We start from the raw sequence: 19,595 nt of genomic DNA, 5'->3' as shown, positions 1-19,595 counted from the left end.
TTCACCGGTTCTTAGTTTTATCGCCGAGCTCGATGTTAAGTTGAAGTTAATGTTACATAGGCGATTATTTTTAAAGACGTAAGCAAAAGAAATTAATAATTTAATAATTATTATTGCGTTATCATTAAATAATATTAATACAGAGTTATTAATATTGTAATAATGGCAGCAAAGCTAAACCAGCTATCTTAACCAAAGAACACCTCAGTGTTAAGTTTACATTAACAAAAAAAGTAAAAACACCCGTCTATTGACAGGATTTCATACTACCAGGAAGTAGTGGTAAAATTCACGTTATTTTTGCGTGACGAGGTTACGGCTATCCCTTTTTCGTTGCCGCCAAGTAGCGAAAAACCTTCCAGTTCATCGCCCCTGTCTATGCCGTCAATCTGGCTCAGCACCACTTGCTTGCCAGCTTCTATAGATTTTTTAAGATCAACATAGGTAAACCGCCACTGCCTGCCTTCGAGTTTATTCTGGATAAGTACCAAAACGCCTTTATCAGCCTTCCAAAACAGGTTTTGTACCCATGGTGTACAGGTAAACTTTTTGTAAAGTACGCCGGGTTCCTTAGTACTTTTGGCTTTAGCCAGCTTTTCGGGGTCGTATAAACGCACTTCATTGCCATGATCACCGTAATCGGCAGTGGCTACATACCACTTATTATTATATTTTACATATTCGGGGCGGGTGCCCTGAATGCAGGCATCATCTTCAATGGTATTAATTAAATTACCATCCAGCGTGCCGGTTTTAAGTAATCCTTTCCAGTTTACGTTATAAATTACCGCTCTCCATTGGCTGCCCGCGGCATTCAAACGGATGGAGTTACCTATAAAAGTTGGCCCCTTGTCATTATTATAAGCTATACCTGTTGGGTGGTTAATAACATCCTGCCCATTTTGGGTTAGTTTATATTCTTTATGCTGATAAACCAGGCTATCATTTTCCAGCTTAAACTCACGAATCATCCCAACTTCCCTGTCGCCATATAAAAATATGCGGCCATTTTGGTAAGAGATGCCCTGGCAGGCGCCTAACGAATCGATGGTTATGGCGCGGTTAAGTTTATGATCAATTGTCCCGGTGGTAATACTGCCGATACCTAACACAGCAGCTATCATTGTTAAAGTAAGTTTTTGCATGATTTTATATAAAATCTATTAATTCCACATAAAGTAATTAATCAAGTCCTTAGCCTTAAGCTTTGTGCATTCGGCTTTCAGCTTTTATATAATGATTAACGGGGGTCAAGTGGTTCATCCGGGTCAATTTGTTTGGCTTCCTCAACCGGGTAATATTCAACTTCGGTTTCAGAATTGCGCTTAGCCAATTTGTAAGGCACATAGTTCAATTCCTTTTGGCAGCGGGCATCCATAGTCATGATAAAATCTGTTTGTGATTTATCGGTTACTACGATACCCGGCTTATCGGCGGGGATACCATATTTATAAAGCAGCCTGGCACTGTTGCGCATATTAGTGGTAGTATGGCGTGCATGTGGTTCAATGATGATCACGTTTTCGGGAATGTGAAGGGTTTTCAGCAGATATACCTTCATTTCTTCAGCCTCATTATACTTTGTTTTATAAGGATGCACCTTACCGCCCGATACAATGATGAACGGTGCTTTACCTGCCTTATATTCCTGTACCGCCAGCCTGCAGCGCAGCATCCCCTCCCCGCTCAGCGGCGATGTTAAATTATCCGGACCAGCGCCCGGTACAAGGATATTTGAGTACGGATAATCGGCCCATTTAATGGTTTTGACGCGGGTTACGGCAGCCTTATTTGCGTTTAGCTCCATAGGCTCGTAGTTAGCCGGATCCTGCCTTTCATTTATCTGCAGGTAAAGCAGGGCAGCCTGCATGGCCGGTTCAAAAAACAATTTTGTTCCTTTAATATCACCCGCCAATGTTGCCGAGGCATCGTACATTAGCGTATAGTATGCCCTCGCTTTAACATTGTAGCTAATCGAATCTATCTGCGGATAGTTAGGCTTTTTGCCTTCAGCGTAAACCCCAATTGTATAGTTGATACTGCCTGCATCCTGCTCCCATGCCTTCACGAGCAACTGCTCTGGCGATAGTTTTTTATACAAACTGTATTGGCCCGATGGGATCAGCTTTGATTTAACCAGGCGGTCAAGTGCGTTACCTGTTTTGTATAAAGCTGTAAGGCGGTCGCTTACTGATTTGATATCATCGTCGGTTAGTTTTATAGCAGCTGTTAAACATGATGCGTCTTTACAATCGCTAAGTGAACTGTTAAGGGCACTTAGTTTTTTCCTGGTAAGTTGGGCCAGTTCAGCATCGTTTTTAAGTAAAGTGCTTACTTCGGCGTCCTGTTGAAACAAAGTTAGCAGGCCGTAGTTTTTAGTCTTTACATAATCTGTCGGGGGATTTTTAACGGGGGCCGGTGTTTGTGCGGAGACACTTAAACCACTCAACCCAAGCATTATTAGTAGCAGGATTTTTTTCATTGAACTGTTTTTTTACAAGGCGCAAATAACGCCTAAGCACATAAACTCAAAGTTAACGGCCGGTAACTTTCCTCTTACAAAACAGGCCTATTTTTGATTTAAATTAAGATATACCATCTTTAGGACAAAATAGTCCATGTCAATTTTGATATTTGTAAAAGCTGATAATTTTACCGAATATCCCCCATGGAAAATGCCGCCTTACTAAAAGCCATTATTGAAAACGCCATCGATGGTATTATTACCATTGGTGAACGGGGGAATATAGAAACCATCAACCCATCGGCATGTAAACTTTTTCAGTACGAACCGCAGGAAGTTATCGGCAAAAATATATCGATATTAATGCCCCCGCCTTACAAGCAGGAGCATGACCATTATATTGATCGTTACCAAACTACCGGCAGGGCACATATCATAGGTATTGGCCGCGAAGTTACCGGACTGCGCAAAGATGGCACCCAATTCCCCTTCAGGCTTGGTGTTAGTAATGTGAATTTTTCGGGGCGCAAAATATATGCAGGCTTTATCCATGATCTGAGCCGCGAAAAAGAAGCCGAAGATAAACTGAAGGAATATGCCTCCCATTTGGAAGAAGTAGTGGAGGAACGTACTTTATCCTTAAAACAATCTGTTCAGGAGTTGCAAAAAGCGAAGGAAGAGGTAAGTCAATCGCTCGAAAAAGAAAAAGAGCTGGGACAACTGAAAAGCCGCTTCGTATCCATGGCCTCGCATGAGTTTCGCACTCCTTTAAGTGCCGTTCAATTATCGGCCTCGCTTATTGATAAATATGCAGAGCCTATACAGAGCCCGCAGATAAGCAAACATGTTAATAAAATCAAAAACGCGGTTGGCAACCTCACCACTATACTGAACGATTTCCTTTCGCTCGAAAAACTGGAAGCAGGGCGTGTTGAACCTTCCTATACTACTTTTGACCTTGTTAAGCTGGCCGAAGAAATTACGGAGGAAATGCAGTTGATGGCCAAACAAAATCAAAACATTCTTTATCAGCATACCGGTACCAGCAGCATGGTACAGCTTGATATTAACCTGCTCAAAAATTGTATTATCAACCTCATTACAAACGCCGTTAAATACTCCGGCGAGAATAGCTTTATCGAATTTAATACTGAGATAAACACTTCCGGTTGTTCCATCACTATAAAAGATAATGGCATAGGTATTCCCGAAAATGATCAGAAGCATTTGTTCGAGGCATTTTTTAGGGCGCATAATACCGGCAATATCCCGGGTACCGGTTTAGGGCTTAATATTGTAGCCCGATATGCCGCCCTTATGAATGGCCAGGTTGATTTCCAGAGCAATGTAAACGAAGGCACCTTATTCACCATTTCATTCCCTGCACAATGAGCCAAAAGATCCTCATCATAGAAGATAATACCGATATCCGCGAAAATGTGGTTGAAATACTGGAACTTGCCGGTTATACTGTGTTTGAGTCTGCTAACGGAAAAACCGGAGTAGAACTGGCGGTTAAAAACCTGCCCGATGTGATCCTTTGTGATATCATGATGCCCGAACTTGACGGTTATGGCGTTTTATACATGCTGAACAAAAACCCCAAAACGTCCACCATTCCCTTTATATTTTTAACTGCCAAAGCCGAACGGATAGACCAACGTAAGGGCATGGAAATGGGCGCAGATGATTATTTAACCAAGCCCTTTGATGATATTGAATTATTGAGCGCGATTGAGAGCAGACTCCGGAAAAAAAGCACCCAGCAGAGCTTTTATAGCCAGTCGCTTGAAAGTTTGAACTCGATTGTATCAAAAAACAGTGGTCTTGCCGAACTTAAACGCATTATTGCCGAACGTAAGGCGCGCCTGTTTAAAAAAGACCAGGTTATCTATTACGATGGCGATAAAGGGAATGGATTATACCTGATACTGAACGGCAGGGTCAAAACGGTTAAACTGGCAAACGATGGCCGCGAGCTGATGACCGCCATTCACTCGGCCGAAGAGTACCTTGGCGTAAATGCTATGCTTTCCAACGAGCCTTATTCAGATACCGCGACCGCAATGGAGGATAGCCTGCTCTGCCTGATCCCCAAAGACCAGTTGGATAATCTGCTTAATTTATATCCTGATGTTGCCCGCGAGTTTATCAAACTGCTCTCCAACCATATCCGCGACAGAGAGGAGCAACTACTGCAGCTTGCCTATAACTCCGTACGGAAAAGAATGGCCGATACCCTGATGCGCCTTTATAAACAACAAGGGGGCGATTTCAAAGTTTCGCGCGAGGACCTCGCAGCGATGGCCGGGGTGGCAACTGAAACAGTAAGCCGCACTCTCACCGATTTTAAAGATGAAAACCTCATTGATAAAAAGGGCAGCCAGATCACCGTGCTCTCGCCCGAACGGCTTGGTAAAATGAAAAACTGACCGTCGTCACTTTTTTAGCTGATGTTGCTCATTCCTGCGGTGATAGCTTAAGGATAGCTTTGCCTTTGGTTAAATAAATCATGGATGAAAGCGATAGCCTACAATATTAAGCCCTTCGAAAAAGAGTTTTTGGCGATAGCCAATCATAAAAAGCACGAAATAACGCTGATATCAAATAATCTCAGCCAGGATACCGCCATATTTGCCGAAGGGAAAACGGCAGCTATCATAACCATTGATGACGAGGTAACTGCCGGTGTTATGGAAAAGCTTGCAGCAGCGGGTATTAAATATATTGTAACCCGATCATCCGAAACCGTTCATATCGATAAAGAAGCGGCCGCTCAATTTGGCATTAAACTGGCCAATATCCCTGCTGTATCTTCTCAACATACCACGAATACCGATGATGATTTACAGGAAACAGCCAATCAAATCATCCGCTGCCTCGATCTTTGGCAATTGAATAAATGTGTAGGCAAAGCCTGCGTTTGTGCTAAAGGTTGCAGAAGTGTGGTTTTGGATGAGATGAAGCAAGCGCTGTAAATCTTATTTCTGGATCAGCACTAACAACTCCTGTGGTGTTTCATAAGTTGTGCCTTTATAGCTAAGCGCTTTAACGCCAACGCAAACCGTATCAATAGCTTTATTGGCGTGGGTAATATAGATCTTTCCCCTTACATCAGGCTCGGTACCATCGTTTACCGTTTTCATGCCGGTTAGCAGCTGCATCACGCTATCAATAGCAGGCTTTTTATCAAAGTTTTTCTCTTTCCCTTCGGGGAAGTAATAGTTAAACTTATCGCAGGTGATCCTGAACTGAGTCTCACGGCCAAGCTCTGTAAATTTGAATTTAATAGATTGCACATCATCAGTTGAGCTGCTTTTGCTTTTGCAGGAAATACAAAACATTATTGACAAGAGGTTTATTAAAAAAATCAGTTTATTCATCTCTAGTTAGATTTAAAGGTTAATAAATACTTCTAATATTTATCTTTAGCTAAAAGATTGATTAAGAAAATCAAACTTATAGATTTTCCATTATATAAATACTGTGAACTTTTACATAGGAGTAACTGATAATAGCTGGTATAAGAACTTAAGTCAAATTAATCCAGAAGATGTAAACTTTTGGCAACCCGGAGGAAATAGAAAGTTTAGAGCTTTATCGCCTGGTGATCCATTCTTATTCAAATTAAAGGGACAATTAAATGTCATTGGAGGCGTAGGATTTTTCTTAACTCACACATTTCTACCACTATCCATTGCTTGGGATACGTTTCACAACAGAAATGGAGTCTATAGCTTCGTAGACTTTCAAAAAAAGATTTTCGATTATAGAAAAGACAAGACCAATATAAATCCGACCATTGGATGTATTGTTTTAACTAGCCCTATTTTTTTCCAAGAAGAAGATTGGATTTCTTTGCCCAATAATTGGGCTAAAAATATCGTTCAGGGAAAGTCATATTCGACAACGGAATATATAGGAGCCAGTTTATGGGAACAAGTTGAAAGCAAACTTGGAAATTATTTAGATATCAATTACAATAAAAATCAGTCGATTTTAGAAGAACCCATCGTAAAATATGGTAACCCTACCTTAACAAGGGTAAGAATTGGCCAAGGAGCTTTTAGAGTGTTGGTAACTGATGCATATTGTAGAAAGTGTGCAATTAGTGGCGAGAAAGCGTTACCAGTACTTGAAGCAGCCCATATCAAACCTTATGCATTATCAGGATCAAATTCAACTTGCAATGGTTTGCTTTTAAGATCAGATTTTCACAGACTATTTGATACTGGTTATATAACGATTACTAAACAACTACGAATAGAAGTTAGCAAAAGAATAAAAGAAGAATTTGATGGCGGGGAAACCTATTACAAATACCACGGAAATAAATTAATATCTTATCCAAGAAAAGACATAGAAAAACCACATTCCTATTTTATTGATTGGCACAATTCGAATGTATACAATGGATAGAGTTCATAACAAACTATACCTACTTCAACTCATCCAGCACCTTGAACATTTTTTCCTTTATCCCCCGGCTCGATCCGCTGAAATTATTAACCATAATAGAAAAACAAAGCTCACGTCCGCCTTTGGTTTGATAACCTGCATAGCACAATACATTATTGATGCTGCCGCTTTTCATTTTCATATCATTATAAACAGGCAGGCTTGCATAAAGATCAGCAAACCAGCTTTCCTTTTTAGCCGATTGCAAAACGCGCGCCAGTGTTAACGTGGTAACCCTATCGCCGGGCGAAAGGCCGCTGCCATCATAGATATTCATACTCCTTGTATCAATCCCTTTGGCTGCCCAAAATTTCTGTACTTCATCAACGCCGTTGGCAGTGGTAGGCTTGCGGCCTTGCTTCCAGGCTATGGTTTTAAGCAGCTGTTCGGCATACAGGTTAATGCTTTTCTGGTTTAGCCAATAAACTATTTTGCTTAAGGTTGGTGACGAGATAGTTGCAAGATTCTTAGCAATAACCGGCAAGGGTAAATTCTTCGCACTCAAAGTAGCTGCGGATTCAGGTTCGTTACCAATGGCAATACCTAAACTTCTTAACGTATCATTTAACCTCAGTGCAGCGTCATAAGCAGCATCGGGCAGGGCTGCCGAAATACTTTTTTTGTCCTGGTCTATAGCATAAGTGCCCCGAAGATACATCACTTTGCTGCCAACCGGTAAAAAGGCATAAGCATTATCGCCCGAACCTGCCGAACCATTAATCAGTTCGCTTTTAAAGGAAAGATAGGGCATTTGCGGAACAGTACGGGATACGCCAACCGGATTACCAACGCCCCCAGTACGTAGTTTAACATCAAACTGGTTTTCACGCCAGCAAAGGCCCGAAGTACCTGCCCCGTAATAATTTCCTATATCCTGCCAGATCCAGCCTTCGGGGATTGATTGTGTACCGAAAATACTGTCATCGCCAATAATACGGCCGTTTATTTTTTTKATACCTGCCTTTTGCAAGGCCGCAGTCATCAGGGCAAGCACATGATTTTCTTTGGTTTGTTCATAGCGCCAGCTGCCCAGGGTTGGGTCGCCGGCGCCTTTAATAATGATATCGCCCGTGAGGGTACCGTCGGCACTAATTTCGCCGGTATAACCTAACTGCGTTTGATATTGAAAATCGGGACCTAAAACATTAAAAGCCGTAATACTGGTAATGGTTTTAAGCGTTGAGGCTGTTGCGAGCCCCATATTAGGGTTGCCGCCAAAAACCTGTTCGCCGGTTTTGGCGTCAAGTACAGTTAATGATACCGATGCATAACTGCACTGGCTATCGGCCTGCAAACGGTTAAAAGCGTTTGATATTTTTTGCTGAAGCGTTTGTGCCCCGGCATATCCCCCTATAAATAAAAAACTAACTAACAGTAACCTTCTCATCCTCATTCTTAACGTTCCGCTGCGAGATATAATATATCGGGATCCCTATCAATACAATTACAAGGCCATACAGGGCGAAGTCACGTTTGTAAGCAAATAACAATATGCAAAACGCTATACCCATAATAATATATAAAGCAGGCAAAACGGGATAACCTATCGCTTTATAAGGTCGCTCAGCATTAGGCATTTTGGCACGTAAAATAAAGATGCCCAATATCGTTAACACATAAAACACCACCACCACAAAGGAGATCATATCCAGCAAATCGCCGTAACGACCACTCAGGCACAGTAATGAAGCTACCACACACTGGATCCATAACCCAAACTGCGGCACACCGAATTTATTAAGGTTACCGGTTTGCTTAAAAAACAAACCATCTTTAGCCATGGTATAATACACCCTTGCTCCTGAAAGGATCAAACCGTTATTACAACCAAACGTTGATACCATGATCATCACGGCAATTACATAAGTACCGATATTGCCAAAAATAACGTGCGAAGCAGCCACCGCTACCCTGTCCTTATCGGCAACAGTAATTTCATGTAATGATAGCACACCGGTATAAACCACGTTGGCCATCACGTAAATGAAAGTTACGATGATAGTTCCCCACATCATACTTAAAGCCACATCGCGTTTGGGGTTTTTCATCTCACCGGCTACAAAGGTTACGCTGTTCCAGGCATCGCTGCTAAAAATAGAGCCCACCATAGCGGCGGCTATAGCACCAAGGGCAGTGCCGGTAGTAAGGGTGGTAATACTACCGTCTTTATTAAGGTTATGCAAATCCCAGGCGTTTGTCCAGTTGGCATGCCAGATCTCTCCTTTAAAAGCCAGCAAGCCAAAAGCAATAAGCCCGAATAAACTAATGAGCTTAGTTAATGTAAAAACAGTTTGGATCAATTTTCCGCCTTTTACACCACGGGTATTTACGTAAGTAAGGATAATGATCAATATAATGGATACTACCTGAGCAGCACTTATAGTAAAAAACTTTGGGTCGCCGGTTGATGTTGCCCCGGTTTGCAGTTTCCACAATATATTATCTTCGCTAAAAGCCGGTATTAAATAAGCCGTAAACTTACTGAACGCCACACCTACGGCTGCGATGGTACCGGTTTGGATCACCGCGAAAAAACTCCAGCCATATAAAAATGCTATTAGCTTATTGTAAGCCTCTTTTAAATAAACATACTGGCCGCCTGCTTTAGGAAACATCCCGCTTAATTCGCCATAGCTAAGGGCGGCGGTAAGGGTCATGAACCCGGTAATGATCCAGATGGCTATCAGCCAGCCGGCCGAGCCTACGTTACGGGTAATATCTGCACTAACTATAAAAATACCTGAACCTATCATGGATCCCGATACCAGCATGGTACCATCCAGCAAGCTCAGCTCGTGTTTCATTTTGGGTTGCGATGAGTTTTTCGCCATATATTGTTTTAGGGTTTAAATCTCTAAACTATTCAAAAAACTTTAATATTAGGGTTGAGCATAGTAAATAAATAAATTTACTATTTTGCAATACCAATTATTAATCGCTGTTAAAACCAAACGGCACCTACTTACTAAACTAAATTTGTGATATGGATTTTCTGAACAATTACTTAATTTATTTAATTCCTGTTTTTGGACTTATCGGGATCCTTGTTATGGCCGTTAAAGCCGCCTGGGTTACCAAACAAGACGCAGGTGATGGCGAAATGGCCACGCTTGCCGGTTACATAGCCGACGGCGCCATGGCATTTTTACGTGCCGAATGGAAAGTACTTGGCGGCTTTGTTGCAGTCGCAGCTATTTTACTGGCCTGGTCGGGCACCACAGTTGCCACTTCGAGCTGGGTTATTGCCATATCATTTGTGATAGGCGCGTTTCTATCGGCCTTTGCCGGTTACCTGGGGATGCGTATCGCTACCAAAGCTAACGTACGTACTACGCAGGCTGCACGTACCAGTTTGGCACAAGCATTAAAAGTATCATTTACCGGCGGTACCGTGATGGGCTTAGGCGTTGCCGGTTTAGCCATTATTGGTTTAGGATCACTTTTTATTGTTTTTTACCAGGTTTATGTAGTTAAGGTAGCAGGCAGTACTGTTAACGGCGAGGCCATGGCAAAAGCGCTTGACGTTTTGGCCGGCTTTTCATTAGGTGCCGAATCAATTGCACTATTTGCCCGTGTTGGCGGCGGGATCTACACCAAAGCGGCAGACGTAGGTGCCGACCTTGTAGGTAAAGTTGAAGCAGGCATCCCGGAGGATGATGTTCGTAACCCTGCTACCATTGCCGATAACGTAGGCGATAACGTAGGCGATGTTGCAGGTATGGGTGCCGATCTTTTTGGCTCATATGTTGCCACTATGCTGGCTACCATGGTACTGGGCCGCGAAATTGTATCGCACGATAACTTTGGCGGTATAGCCCCGGTATTGCTACCGATGGTTATTGCAGGTCTTGGATTAATATTTTCAATTGTTGGCGCATCGCTTGTAAAAATCAAGAAAGAAACCGATAGCGTTCAAAATGCTCTGAACATAGGCAATTGGGCATCAATTATACTAACTGCCATCGCTACTTATTTTGTTGTACAATGGATGTTGCCTGCCGGCGAATTTCACATGGTACGTGACGAAGTTAACGGTGTTGTAAAAGAAGGCATCATTCCTTTCACCAAAAATGGCGTTTTCGGATCAATAGTGGTTGGCCTCGTAGTAGGTACTTTAATGTCGATCATTACAGAATATTATACAGCTATGGGTAAACGCCCGGTACTGAGCATCATCAGGCAGTCGTCAACCGGTCACGCTACCAATATTATCGGTGGCTTATCAGTAGGCATGGAATCGACCGTGCTGCCAATCCTTGTTTTGGCATCGGGAATTTATGGTTCATATCATTTCGCCGGTTTATACGGCGTAGCTATTGCCGCTGCCGGTATGATGGCAACAACTGCCATGCAATTGGCTATCGATGCTTTTGGCCCAATTGCGGATAATGCCGGTGGTATTGCCGAAATGAGCCGTTTACCTGAAGAAGTTCGTCATCGCACGGATAACCTGGATGCCGTTGGTAACACTACCGCTGCTACAGGTAAAGGCTTTGCCATTGCTTCGGCAGCATTAACTTCGCTGGCGCTGTTTGCGGCTTTTGTAGGTGTAGCAGGTATTGAGCATATTGATATTTATAAGGCAGATGTATTATCCGGCCTGTTTGTTGGCGGGATGATCCCTTTCATTTTTTCGGCCTTGTGTATCTCGGCAGTAGGCCGTGCTGCTATGGCCATGGTTGAAGAAGTACGCCGCCAGTTCCGCGAAATTCCGGGCATCATGACCTACGAAGGTAAACCCGAATACGAAAAATGCGTGGCCATATCAACCAAAGCATCAATCCGTGAAATGGTTGCCCCTGGCTTAATAGCACTGATCACCCCTATTATTATCGGTTTTGCCTTTGGTCCCGAAGTATTAGGCGGCCTGCTGGCCGGCGTTACCGTATCTGGCGTGTTGATGGGTATTTTCCAGAGCAATGCCGGCGGTGCATGGGACAATGCCAAAAAATCCTTTGAAAAAGGATGTGAGATCAATGGCGAGATCTTCTACAAAAAATCTGAACCACATAAAGCATCAGTAACAGGTGATACCGTAGGCGATCCTTTCAAAGATACTTCTGGCCCTTCCATGAATATCCTTATTAAATTAATGTCGATAGTTTCATTGGTTATTGCTCCTCACCTGAATAGCCACCCGGCTGCCACCAGTGCCAGGATTCAAAAAGAGATGAATAAACAACCTATGAGCATTCACGTGGTTGTTAAAGCAGAGAAAAGTGTTTAATAGTTTTTATATTTAATGAGAAGAGCCGCCCGATGAGGGCGGCTTTTTTGTTGTCTGAACCAGGATTTATACGATTTGCCGGATTATTGGATTTATTAATCTTAATTCAGTGTTAGGGATTGCAAGTTTGGGTTGGATTGTCTCCACTAACAAAAGGGGTTAACAGGGTTAACACAATTCAGGGTTAACATTTCATTATACAATTGACAATCAGCTAATTGAGCGCTTTTTATACAGAAAACAAGTTAACCCCCTTTTTGTATAAATATTATCAGCTAAATTTCAATTCATAGGTGACACAACACCAAAGTTGGTCAATTTGATTTATAATACAGCCTCATTCTATTTCACTTGTACTCCAAAATATCTCCCGGCTGGCAATCGAGGGCTTTACATATCGCTTCAAGGGTTTCAAAACGGATAGCTTTCGCTTTACCCGTTTTCAGAATAGAAAGATTTGATATGGTGATCCCTACCCTGTCGCTCAGTTCATTTAATGACATTTTTCGCTTTGCCATCATCACATCAAGATTAATAATAATAGGCATAGTTTAAATAGTTAACGCTTGTTCCTCTTTAAGCCTGACACCCTGCTTAAACGCTTCCGCCAATATAAATACCAATATGGCAAACAGCAGCGTACCAAAATTAAATGCCGAGGTATTGATGATTTTTAGCGGCAAGTGCAGCTTAGCTATTAATAACCGGTAAGATACCTGCTGGCCTGCATAATCAATCAATGTAAATAGTAACAGCAGTATCCCTGTGCTTTTGATCAGCTTAATACATTGCGGCTCAAACAAAGTGCCTTCTACAATATTTACAATAACCTTATTAATAAGATATGCTATCCTTATTACTATTACAGTTGTAATAAGTACCAGTCCAATTTCAATCACATTCAACAACCAGGATGCAGATATATTATCATTATTAACAACAATATTACTGTTTATAATTATATTCTTTAAAGTATAATCGTCACCTATCTTCATTTCGCCATTATTTTTTTGCGAAATGAAGCTTCCGTCAATAGTGGCCTGCAATGTTGGCCCGTATCTTTTAACGCCATCGGTAGCACCCATTCCATCATTATATCCATCCTGAAACCCCAGCCACATATCGGCGGCCATATTCTGAAAAACAAACAAACCAAACACTATATAAACAAGTATTTGCAGGGCACGTACCTTTTTCATTACACTATGATATTAATTCAATTCAAATGAAAACAATATTTATTAAATAACAAAATAAATTCATCGTTTTACAATAAATTTTATCTGTAAATCATCAATCAAAAAATTAAAATATAAAATTTGACACTGCTATTGCTATTTCTGATTTATATGTTTTATTTTAGAAACAAAATATTAGCTTTGCACGTTCTATTCAGGATATAAGGAATAGACAGGTTTATTAAATAGATGAGACAACTCAAAATAACGCAATCCATTACCAATCGCGAGTCGCAATCGCTTGATAAATATCTTCACGAGATTGGTAAGGTAGACCTAATAACCGCCGAAGAAGAAGTAATTTTAGCTCAGAAGATCCGCGAGGGCGACCAGGCGGCATTGGAGCGTTTAACCAAAACGAACCTTCGCTTTGTTGTATCTGTTGCTAAACAATACCAAAACCAGGGTCTTACACTGGGTGATTTGATTAACGAGGGTAACCTTGGCCTGATCAAAGCTGCCAAACGTTTTGACGAAACAAAAGGCTTTAAATTTATATCGTACGCTGTATGGTGGATTCGCCAATCAATATTGCAGGCCATTGCCGAGCAATCACGTATTGTGCGTTTACCACTTAACCAGGTAGGTTCATTAAGTAAGATCAGCAAGGCTTTTTCAAAGCTTGAGCAGGAGTACGAACGTGAACCATCGCCCGAAGAACTTGCCGATATCCTTGAAACCACTGTTGATAAGATCTCGGATACGCTAAGCAATTCTGGTCGTCATGTGTCAATGGATGCACCGTTTGTACAGGGTGAAGAAAATACGCTGCTTGACGTACTGGAAAATCAGGAACCCAACACCGATTCGATCCTGATCAATGAGTCATTATCTGAAGAGATCAAACGTTCGCTTTCAACCTTAACTGAGCGGGAGCGTGAGATCATTATATTGTTCTTTGGTTTAGGCACTAACCACCCGCTTTCGTTAGAAGAAATTGGCGAAAAATTTAACCTTACCCGCGAACGTGTACGCCAGATTAAGGATAAAGCTTTACAGCGTCTGCGCCACACTTCAAGGAGCAAAATATTGAAATCATACTTAGGTTAATCACAATCTTAAAAATATCAGAAGCCATCGGTTAAAGCCGGTGGCTTTTTTGTTTGTACTACATACCCTCTCCCTACCGTCATTGCGAGGTACGAAGACAACCGACCGTAGGGAGCTCATTAATACCTATAAAAATCAAATTATAATTATTAATAATCTCAAACTGTACAGAGGAATTTGCATAGCTGCTCTGCTTATTGGGGATTGCTTCGTTCCTCGCAATGACGTGGTATAGAGCGCGAGCACAAACGCGTACCTACAAAAAAAGCGGTGAGCCAAAACTCACCGCTTTTCATATCTAAAGAAATTGGCAACTAATCTTTAATCACCAACCTCTAATCTCTATAAATTAGAGCGCTAAAACCTCTTTAACACGGTCTGCAGCTTCTTTCAGCAATATAGCCGAGTAAACTTTCAAACCTGAGTTATCGATCAATGCTTTTGCTTCGGCAGCGTTTGTGCCTTGTAAACGCACGATGATTGGAACCGGGATATTACCGATCTCGTTATAAGCATCAATTACACCTTGTGCTACACGATCGCAACGTACTATACCACCAAAAATATTGATCAGGATAGCTTTTACGTTAGGATCAGAAAGGATGATATTGAAACCAGCTTTTACAGTTTGCGCGTTGGCAGTACCACCTACGTCAAGGAAGTTGGCAGGCTCGCCGCCGGCAATTTTGATGATATCCATGGTAGCCATAGCTAAACCGGCGCCATTAACCATACAACCAACGTTACCATCAAGCTTAACATAGTTAAGGTTTGATTTGCTGGCTTCAACCTCAGTTGGATCTTCCTCATCGGTGTCACGCATTGCAGCATAATCCGGGTGACGGTACAGCGCGTTATCGTCAAGGTTTACTTTGGCGTCAACAGCTAAAATTTTATTATCAGAGGTTTTTAAAACCGGGTTAATTTCAAATTGTGATGAATCGGTACCTTCATAGGCTTTGTATAAAGCAGCAATGAATTTGGTCATATCCTTAAAAGCTTCGCCTTCAAGGCCAAGGTTAAAAGCTATTTTACGGGTTTGGAAGCCCTGTAAACCAACTTTAGGGTCAATCTCTTCTTTAAATATAAGCTCAGGAGTTGAATGTGCAACTTCCTCAATATCCATGCCGCCTTCGGTGCTGTACATGATGATGTTACGGCCACGTGCACGGTCAAGCAACACGCTCATGTAAAACTCTTTGGTTTCGCTTTCGCCCGGATAATAAACATCCTGTGCTACTAAAACCTTCTTAACTTTTTTACCTTCAGGACCGGTTTGTGGAGTAACCAGCTGCATACCTAAAATATTACCTGATATTTCTTTTACCTGGTCGATATTTTTGGCAAGTTTAACGCCACCGCCTTTACCACGGCCACCTGCGTGGATCTGTGCTTTTATCACTACCCAGCTTGATCCCAGGTCTTCTTTCAATTTTTGGGCAGCCTCAGCAGCCTGCTCAACAGTATCGGCTACAATGCCTTCCTGAACTCTAACGCCATAGCTTTTTAATATAGCTTTACCCTGATATTCGTGAATATTCATGTTTTGAAGAATTTGCGGTAAAGCTACAATTTTGTTTGAAACGGTAAACACCTTGTTTCAGTTTATTTGCCCTTATTTAGGGTAAATAACATTGTATTTACAATAACATTTAATCAGCTAATACCGCTTTAATTTTTAAGCACTCAAAAGCACAAAGAAGAAAATTAATAAAATAGCTATTATTGGGTGTCGCCGTTCTGTAAGTTCTTCAATCTGTATAAATCCGAAATCGAACATCCAAAATCCGAAATCGATATGGCGTTGCCTGCGGCCCGGGCTATCCGCTACAAGTCCTCGCTTTGCCAACGCACAGAGTCATCGCACGCTCCGGGCTTTCCACTCCTATCCCTAACGCGGCCTACGCACAAGCCGTAAAAAACCTTTGCGTCTTAGCGCCTTTGCGAGAAACAACAAATCCATCCAACCCAAACAAATAAATCAGCTAATCCGTTAACTTTGTCAAATGCTTAAAGCCAAATCTATCCATAAATCGTACGGACAGCTGCAAATATTAAAAGGTGTTGATCTTGAGGTACAAAAAGGCGAAATTGTGACCATCGTTGGGGCCTCGGGAGCGGGAAAAAGCTCCCTGCTTAACATATTAGGCACACTTGACAGGCCAGATTCGGGCGAGTTGTACATTAATGATATCGAGCTAAATAAGCTCAGCAATAAAAACCTGAGTGATTTCCGTAACCGGCAGATTGGTTTTATATTCCAGTTTCATCATTTGCTTGCTGAGTTCAGTGCCCTTGAAAACGTTTGTATCCCGGCTTTTATAGCCGGAAAATCAAAATCCGATGCTGAAAAAAAAGCATCTGAATTGCTTGACCTGCTTGGTTTAAAAGAAAGGCTACACCACAAACCCAATCAACTCTCGGGCGGTGAGCAGCAAAGGGTAGCCGTAGCGCGCGCACTGATCAATAACCCTGCCCTTATTTTTGCAGATGAACCTTCGGGTAACCTTGACTCGGTCAACGCGCTTGAACTACATGAATTATTTATTAAACTGAAGAATGATTTCAGACAAACGTTTGTAATTGTTACTCATAATGAAGATCTTGCAAACCTGTCTGACCGTACAGTTACAATGAAGGATGGTTTAATTGTTAACGCCCATTAACATGAGCATTTTAATTACAGCCGCCACATCGGCACAAGCCTATCAGCTTAAAAACAAACTGGAAGGAAAAAATATTATTTTAGGTGATCATATGGATTTGCCCGATTTTATGGTTAAAACAGGCAAAATGATCTTGTTGCCTAAACCGGCTTCGGCAAGTTATACGCACGAGATGTTAACGCTTTGCCTTGATAAAGGCGTTGATTCGGTTTATTTATTAAGGCCCGATGAAACAGCGCTTTTACTAAAGGCCGAAACCCTTTTTAATGAATACGATATAAAACTACACGTAATTGCTTAATGGACTATAAGGATATTGATAAACGTAAAACGGCTTTTATTTTTGAGTTAGATGATGTGCTTTATCCGGCGAAGGATTATTACTTTCAGGCTTATTACCTGTTTGCAAACATGCTTGAATATATTGAGCTGATTGATGCTAAGGCTGCAACCAAAGTACTAACCGATACGTATATAACTGAAGGGAAGGATGCTGCTTTTAACCGCTTAACGGAGCAATTTCCGGTAGCTGAGCAATACCGCGATAAGTTTGAAAACCTGCTTTTAACTGCCAAATTACCGCTGAAACTGCTTTTGTATCAGAATATACTTACCTTGATGCAGGAAATTGTGGTCGACCGCAAAGCACTGTTCATTGTAACCAATGGCAACGTACAGGAACAAGTAAACAAAATAAAACAAACGGAATGGCACGGACTGGAAAAATATCTCCGTTGCTACTTTACCGAAGAAACCGCTCCGAAACCCGAGCCTGATGTAATAAACCTGCTTATTCAGGAACATGGCCTCCAGCGTAAAGAGATTGTGATGATTGAAAACTCAGAAACCGACAGGCGCTGCGCCGAAGCCAGCGGTATTGACTGTATTAATGTCAATGATTTTTTATAATATCAACTATAACATACTTACTAACAAGGCGTCTAAATACTTAAACTCAAGCTTATGAGAAAAATATTTTACTTTTTAACAGTAATCGCCATAGTTTCACTCGCAGCCTGCAAAAAGGACAAGCCGGGCGGCAATAACGACGATAATTCGGGGCCGCCAAGTACCGGCACACTGCTTGACCGCATCAGGGATTCGGTATTTCTATACCCTAAAGAAACTTACCTGTGGTATGATCAGCTACCTACGTATAAAAATTTTCAGCCGCGCAATTATGTAAGTGCCGATACCATTACCGGTTTAAGCAGTGAGGTTGACCACTTATCGCAATATGCTATTAACCCGGCCACTAAGCAGCCTTATGAATATTATGATAATTCGGGAAGTGCCAAATATTCATTTATTGATGACGGCTCCGTATCAAGTGAATTAGGCGGCAATGGCGGTGATTTCGGTTTTTCTGTTTTTTACCCCATAAACACCGATCTGAGAGTTAAATATGTTTACCCGGGGTCGCCTGCCGATAAAGCCGGTATTAAACGCGGCTATCAGATAACTAAGATAAACGGACGCACTGATCTTACTTACGACAATGGAGGCGCTACGACACAGTTTGTTGTAAACGCATACGCTTATAGTAAAACAATATCAATGACCTTAGTCAGAGCAGACAACACCACGATTACCGTAAACCTCAATACAGAAAAATACACCATAAACCCCGTTATTACCCATCGGGTTATTGATGTTGACGGTAAAAAGATCGGCTATATGGTTTTTAATTCGTTTACAGACACAACTAATGCGGTTCCACAACTCATAAACACGTTCAGCACGTTTGGTGGTATAACCGATCTTGTGATTGACCTGCGCTACAACGGCGGCGGATCAGTTGAAACAGCCGAGATCCTGGATAACTTCCTGGTTCCAGCTTCAAAATCGGGAACAAAAATGTACACTTCATATTTTAACGATAAACTAACATCAGATAATTACACCTTATTTAAGAATCTTTACGAAATACCAAGGGGTTTCTTTTCGGTAAATAATCAATCTGTTAATTTCAAAAAGAGGGGTTCATTAAACCTTAGCCGTATATTTTTTATTGTTACCGGAGGTACAGCTTCAGCAAGCGAGCTCACCATCAATAACTTGATCCCTCAAATGGATGTTAAACTGATAGGCTTAACCACTTATGGTAAACCTGTTGGATTTTACAATATCGATATAAACAGGTACCAGCTTTACATGCCAATGTTTTCAACAAGAAACTCGGCCAATAAAGGGGATTATTATTCAGGTATGACACCCGGGAGTACCACTTACGATGGTTTTGCTGACGATGACGATTTAACAAAAGACTTCGGAGATACTACCGAAACCCTTTTAGCACATGCGGTAAAGTTTATCAGAAAAGGTACATATAAGCTTAGTTCCCTGCAAACGCAAAGTTTAGCCCAATCGCTAAATACACGTTCGGCGGAGCAAACCCGAAAAATGGCGCAACAGCTTGAGCAACGAAAAACCAATGGATTAATGCTTAAAAAGCCTGCTATTTTTAAAAGGAAAAAGAAGCAATAAGTATA

Annotated in this window: 18 protein-coding genes; 10 read left to right on the top strand and 8 right to left on the bottom strand. The window is 41.6% G+C overall.

The window, feature by feature from the left end; all coding sequences use genetic code 11:
* Nucleotides 1-266 precede the first annotated feature (266 nt).
* Nucleotides 267-1,145: a hypothetical protein gene (locus tag AC1DUD_RS17840; protein WP_477376756.1), complete on the bottom strand. Its 879-nt coding sequence runs from the start codon at nucleotides 1,143-1,145 to the stop codon at nucleotides 267-269.
* A 95-nt stretch (nucleotides 1,146-1,240) separates the two neighbouring features.
* On the bottom strand, nucleotides 1,241-2,482 hold the full coding sequence (locus tag AC1DUD_RS17835) for a YdcF family protein (RefSeq protein WP_477376754.1): 1,242 nt from the start codon (nucleotides 2,480-2,482) through the stop codon (nucleotides 1,241-1,243).
* A 186-nt stretch (nucleotides 2,483-2,668) separates the two neighbouring features.
* Between AC1DUD_RS17835 and AC1DUD_RS17830 the strand changes: the two genes are divergently transcribed.
* From AC1DUD_RS17830 to AC1DUD_RS17820, 3 genes are all read left to right on the top strand, one after another.
* Entirely contained in the window at nucleotides 2,669-3,856 is a 1,188-nt protein-coding gene (locus AC1DUD_RS17830) for a PAS domain-containing sensor histidine kinase (RefSeq protein ID WP_477376752.1), read from the top strand.
* Nucleotides 3,853-4,896, top strand: a complete 1,044-nt coding sequence (locus tag AC1DUD_RS17825) for a response regulator (protein WP_477376749.1) — start codon at nucleotides 3,853-3,855, stop codon at nucleotides 4,894-4,896. The genes AC1DUD_RS17830 and AC1DUD_RS17825 overlap by 4 nt, the downstream gene beginning before the upstream one ends.
* A gap of 84 nt (nucleotides 4,897-4,980) precedes the next feature.
* The gene (locus AC1DUD_RS17820) at nucleotides 4,981-5,442 is read left to right on the top strand and encodes a lactate dehydrogenase (RefSeq protein ID WP_477376747.1); all 462 of its coding nucleotides are present in this window, start codon (nucleotides 4,981-4,983) and stop codon (nucleotides 5,440-5,442) included.
* Nucleotides 5,443-5,445: 3 nt separating this feature from the next.
* On the opposite strand, the gene AC1DUD_RS17815 is transcribed toward AC1DUD_RS17820, so the two are convergent.
* A complete protein-coding gene (locus AC1DUD_RS17815; protein ID WP_477376745.1) occupies nucleotides 5,446-5,847 on the bottom strand; it encodes a hypothetical protein in 402 nt (133 codons plus the stop codon).
* Nucleotides 5,848-5,950: 103 nt separating this feature from the next.
* On the opposite strand from AC1DUD_RS17815, the gene AC1DUD_RS17810 reads away from it, so the two are divergent.
* Nucleotides 5,951-6,883, top strand: coding sequence for an HNH endonuclease (locus AC1DUD_RS17810; protein WP_477376743.1), 933 nt, complete (start codon nucleotides 5,951-5,953; stop codon nucleotides 6,881-6,883).
* Between the two features lie 19 nt (nucleotides 6,884-6,902).
* On the opposite strand, the gene dacB is transcribed toward AC1DUD_RS17810, so the two are convergent.
* Nucleotides 6,903-8,309 carry a D-alanyl-D-alanine carboxypeptidase/D-alanyl-D-alanine endopeptidase gene (gene dacB / locus AC1DUD_RS17805; RefSeq protein WP_477376741.1) on the bottom strand — a complete coding sequence of 469 codons (1,407 nt, stop codon included), beginning with the start codon at nucleotides 8,307-8,309 and terminating at the stop codon, nucleotides 6,903-6,905.
* Nucleotides 8,287-9,753: an APC family permease gene (locus tag AC1DUD_RS17800; RefSeq protein WP_477376739.1), complete on the bottom strand. Its 1,467-nt coding sequence runs from the start codon at nucleotides 9,751-9,753 to the stop codon at nucleotides 8,287-8,289. Before AC1DUD_RS17800 ends, dacB begins: the two co-directional genes overlap by 23 nt.
* A 152-nt stretch (nucleotides 9,754-9,905) precedes the next feature.
* Here AC1DUD_RS17800 and AC1DUD_RS17795 point away from each other — a divergent pair, with 152 nt between their 5' ends.
* On the top strand, nucleotides 9,906-12,149 hold the full coding sequence (locus AC1DUD_RS17795) for a sodium-translocating pyrophosphatase (RefSeq protein WP_477376737.1): 2,244 nt from the start codon (nucleotides 9,906-9,908) through the stop codon (nucleotides 12,147-12,149).
* A 347-nt stretch (nucleotides 12,150-12,496) separates the two neighbouring features.
* On the opposite strand, the gene AC1DUD_RS17790 is transcribed toward AC1DUD_RS17795, so the two are convergent.
* Both AC1DUD_RS17790 and AC1DUD_RS17785 read right to left on the bottom strand, forming a co-directional pair.
* Nucleotides 12,497-12,697, bottom strand: a complete 201-nt coding sequence (locus AC1DUD_RS17790) for a helix-turn-helix domain-containing protein (protein WP_091219610.1) — start codon at nucleotides 12,695-12,697, stop codon at nucleotides 12,497-12,499.
* A 3-nt stretch (nucleotides 12,698-12,700) separates the two neighbouring features.
* Complete coding sequence (locus AC1DUD_RS17785; protein WP_477376734.1) at nucleotides 12,701-13,348, bottom strand: DUF2975 domain-containing protein; 648 nt, start codon at nucleotides 13,346-13,348, stop codon at nucleotides 12,701-12,703.
* Nucleotides 13,349-13,576: 228 nt separating this feature from the next.
* Here AC1DUD_RS17785 and AC1DUD_RS17780 point away from each other — a divergent pair, with 228 nt between their 5' ends.
* The gene (locus AC1DUD_RS17780) at nucleotides 13,577-14,437 is read left to right on the top strand and encodes a sigma-70 family RNA polymerase sigma factor (protein WP_477376732.1); all 861 of its coding nucleotides are present in this window, start codon (nucleotides 13,577-13,579) and stop codon (nucleotides 14,435-14,437) included.
* 349 nt (nucleotides 14,438-14,786) lie between these two features.
* On the opposite strand, the gene sucC is transcribed toward AC1DUD_RS17780, so the two are convergent.
* The gene (gene sucC / locus AC1DUD_RS17775; protein WP_477376730.1) at nucleotides 14,787-15,980 is read right to left on the bottom strand and encodes an ADP-forming succinate--CoA ligase subunit beta; all 1,194 of its coding nucleotides are present in this window, start codon (nucleotides 15,978-15,980) and stop codon (nucleotides 14,787-14,789) included.
* Between the two features lie 463 nt (nucleotides 15,981-16,443).
* On the opposite strand from sucC, the gene AC1DUD_RS17770 reads away from it, so the two are divergent.
* The 4 genes from AC1DUD_RS17770 to AC1DUD_RS17755 are packed head-to-tail and all read left to right on the top strand — an operon-like array spanning nucleotide 16,444 to nucleotide 19,590.
* Entirely contained in the window at nucleotides 16,444-17,103 is a 660-nt protein-coding gene (locus AC1DUD_RS17770) for an ABC transporter ATP-binding protein (protein WP_477376728.1), read from the top strand.
* A gap of 1 nt (nucleotide 17,104) precedes the next feature.
* Complete coding sequence (locus AC1DUD_RS17765; RefSeq protein WP_110585961.1) at nucleotides 17,105-17,404, top strand: hypothetical protein; 300 nt, start codon at nucleotides 17,105-17,107, stop codon at nucleotides 17,402-17,404.
* The gene (locus tag AC1DUD_RS17760) at nucleotides 17,404-18,012 is read left to right on the top strand and encodes an HAD family hydrolase (protein WP_477376726.1); all 609 of its coding nucleotides are present in this window, start codon (nucleotides 17,404-17,406) and stop codon (nucleotides 18,010-18,012) included. The genes AC1DUD_RS17765 and AC1DUD_RS17760 overlap by 1 nt, the downstream gene beginning before the upstream one ends.
* A 54-nt stretch (nucleotides 18,013-18,066) precedes the next feature.
* Nucleotides 18,067-19,590: a S41 family peptidase gene (locus AC1DUD_RS17755; protein WP_477376723.1), complete on the top strand. Its 1,524-nt coding sequence runs from the start codon at nucleotides 18,067-18,069 to the stop codon at nucleotides 19,588-19,590.
* Nucleotides 19,591-19,595 lie beyond the last annotated feature (5 nt).

Source organism: Mucilaginibacter sp. P4_A11, assembly GCF_056402535.1.
This window is presented reverse-complemented; position numbering and strand designations above follow the sequence as displayed.

Excerpts from the sequence above, each read along its gene's own strand:
- AC1DUD_RS17840 (WP_477376756.1), bottom strand. The coding sequence starts at position 1,145 with ATGCAAAAACTTACTTTAACAATGATAGCTGCTGTGTTAGGTATCGGC.
- AC1DUD_RS17835 (WP_477376754.1), bottom strand. The coding sequence starts at position 2,482 with ATGAAAAAAATCCTGCTACTAATAATGCTTGGGTTGAGTGGTTTAAGT.
- AC1DUD_RS17830 (WP_477376752.1), top strand. The coding sequence starts at position 2,669 with ATGGAAAATGCCGCCTTACTAAAAGCCATTATTGAAAACGCCATCGAT.
- AC1DUD_RS17825 (WP_477376749.1), top strand. The coding sequence starts at position 3,853 with ATGAGCCAAAAGATCCTCATCATAGAAGATAATACCGATATCCGCGAA.
- AC1DUD_RS17820 (WP_477376747.1), top strand. The coding sequence starts at position 4,981 with ATGAAAGCGATAGCCTACAATATTAAGCCCTTCGAAAAAGAGTTTTTG.
- AC1DUD_RS17815 (WP_477376745.1), bottom strand. The coding sequence starts at position 5,847 with ATGAATAAACTGATTTTTTTAATAAACCTCTTGTCAATAATGTTTTGT.
- AC1DUD_RS17800 (WP_477376739.1), bottom strand. The coding sequence starts at position 9,753 with ATGGCGAAAAACTCATCGCAACCCAAAATGAAACACGAGCTGAGCTTG.
- AC1DUD_RS17795 (WP_477376737.1), top strand. The coding sequence starts at position 9,906 with ATGGATTTTCTGAACAATTACTTAATTTATTTAATTCCTGTTTTTGGA.
- AC1DUD_RS17790 (WP_091219610.1), bottom strand. The coding sequence starts at position 12,697 with ATGCCTATTATTATTAATCTTGATGTGATGATGGCAAAGCGAAAAATG.
- AC1DUD_RS17785 (WP_477376734.1), bottom strand. The coding sequence starts at position 13,348 with ATGAAAAAGGTACGTGCCCTGCAAATACTTGTTTATATAGTGTTTGGT.
- AC1DUD_RS17780 (WP_477376732.1), top strand. The coding sequence starts at position 13,577 with ATGAGACAACTCAAAATAACGCAATCCATTACCAATCGCGAGTCGCAA.
- sucC (WP_477376730.1), bottom strand. The coding sequence starts at position 15,980 with ATGAATATTCACGAATATCAGGGTAAAGCTATATTAAAAAGCTATGGC.
- AC1DUD_RS17770 (WP_477376728.1), top strand. The coding sequence starts at position 16,444 with ATGCTTAAAGCCAAATCTATCCATAAATCGTACGGACAGCTGCAAATA.
- AC1DUD_RS17765 (WP_110585961.1), top strand. The coding sequence starts at position 17,105 with ATGAGCATTTTAATTACAGCCGCCACATCGGCACAAGCCTATCAGCTT.
- AC1DUD_RS17760 (WP_477376726.1), top strand. The coding sequence starts at position 17,404 with ATGGACTATAAGGATATTGATAAACGTAAAACGGCTTTTATTTTTGAG.
- AC1DUD_RS17755 (WP_477376723.1), top strand. The coding sequence starts at position 18,067 with ATGAGAAAAATATTTTACTTTTTAACAGTAATCGCCATAGTTTCACTC.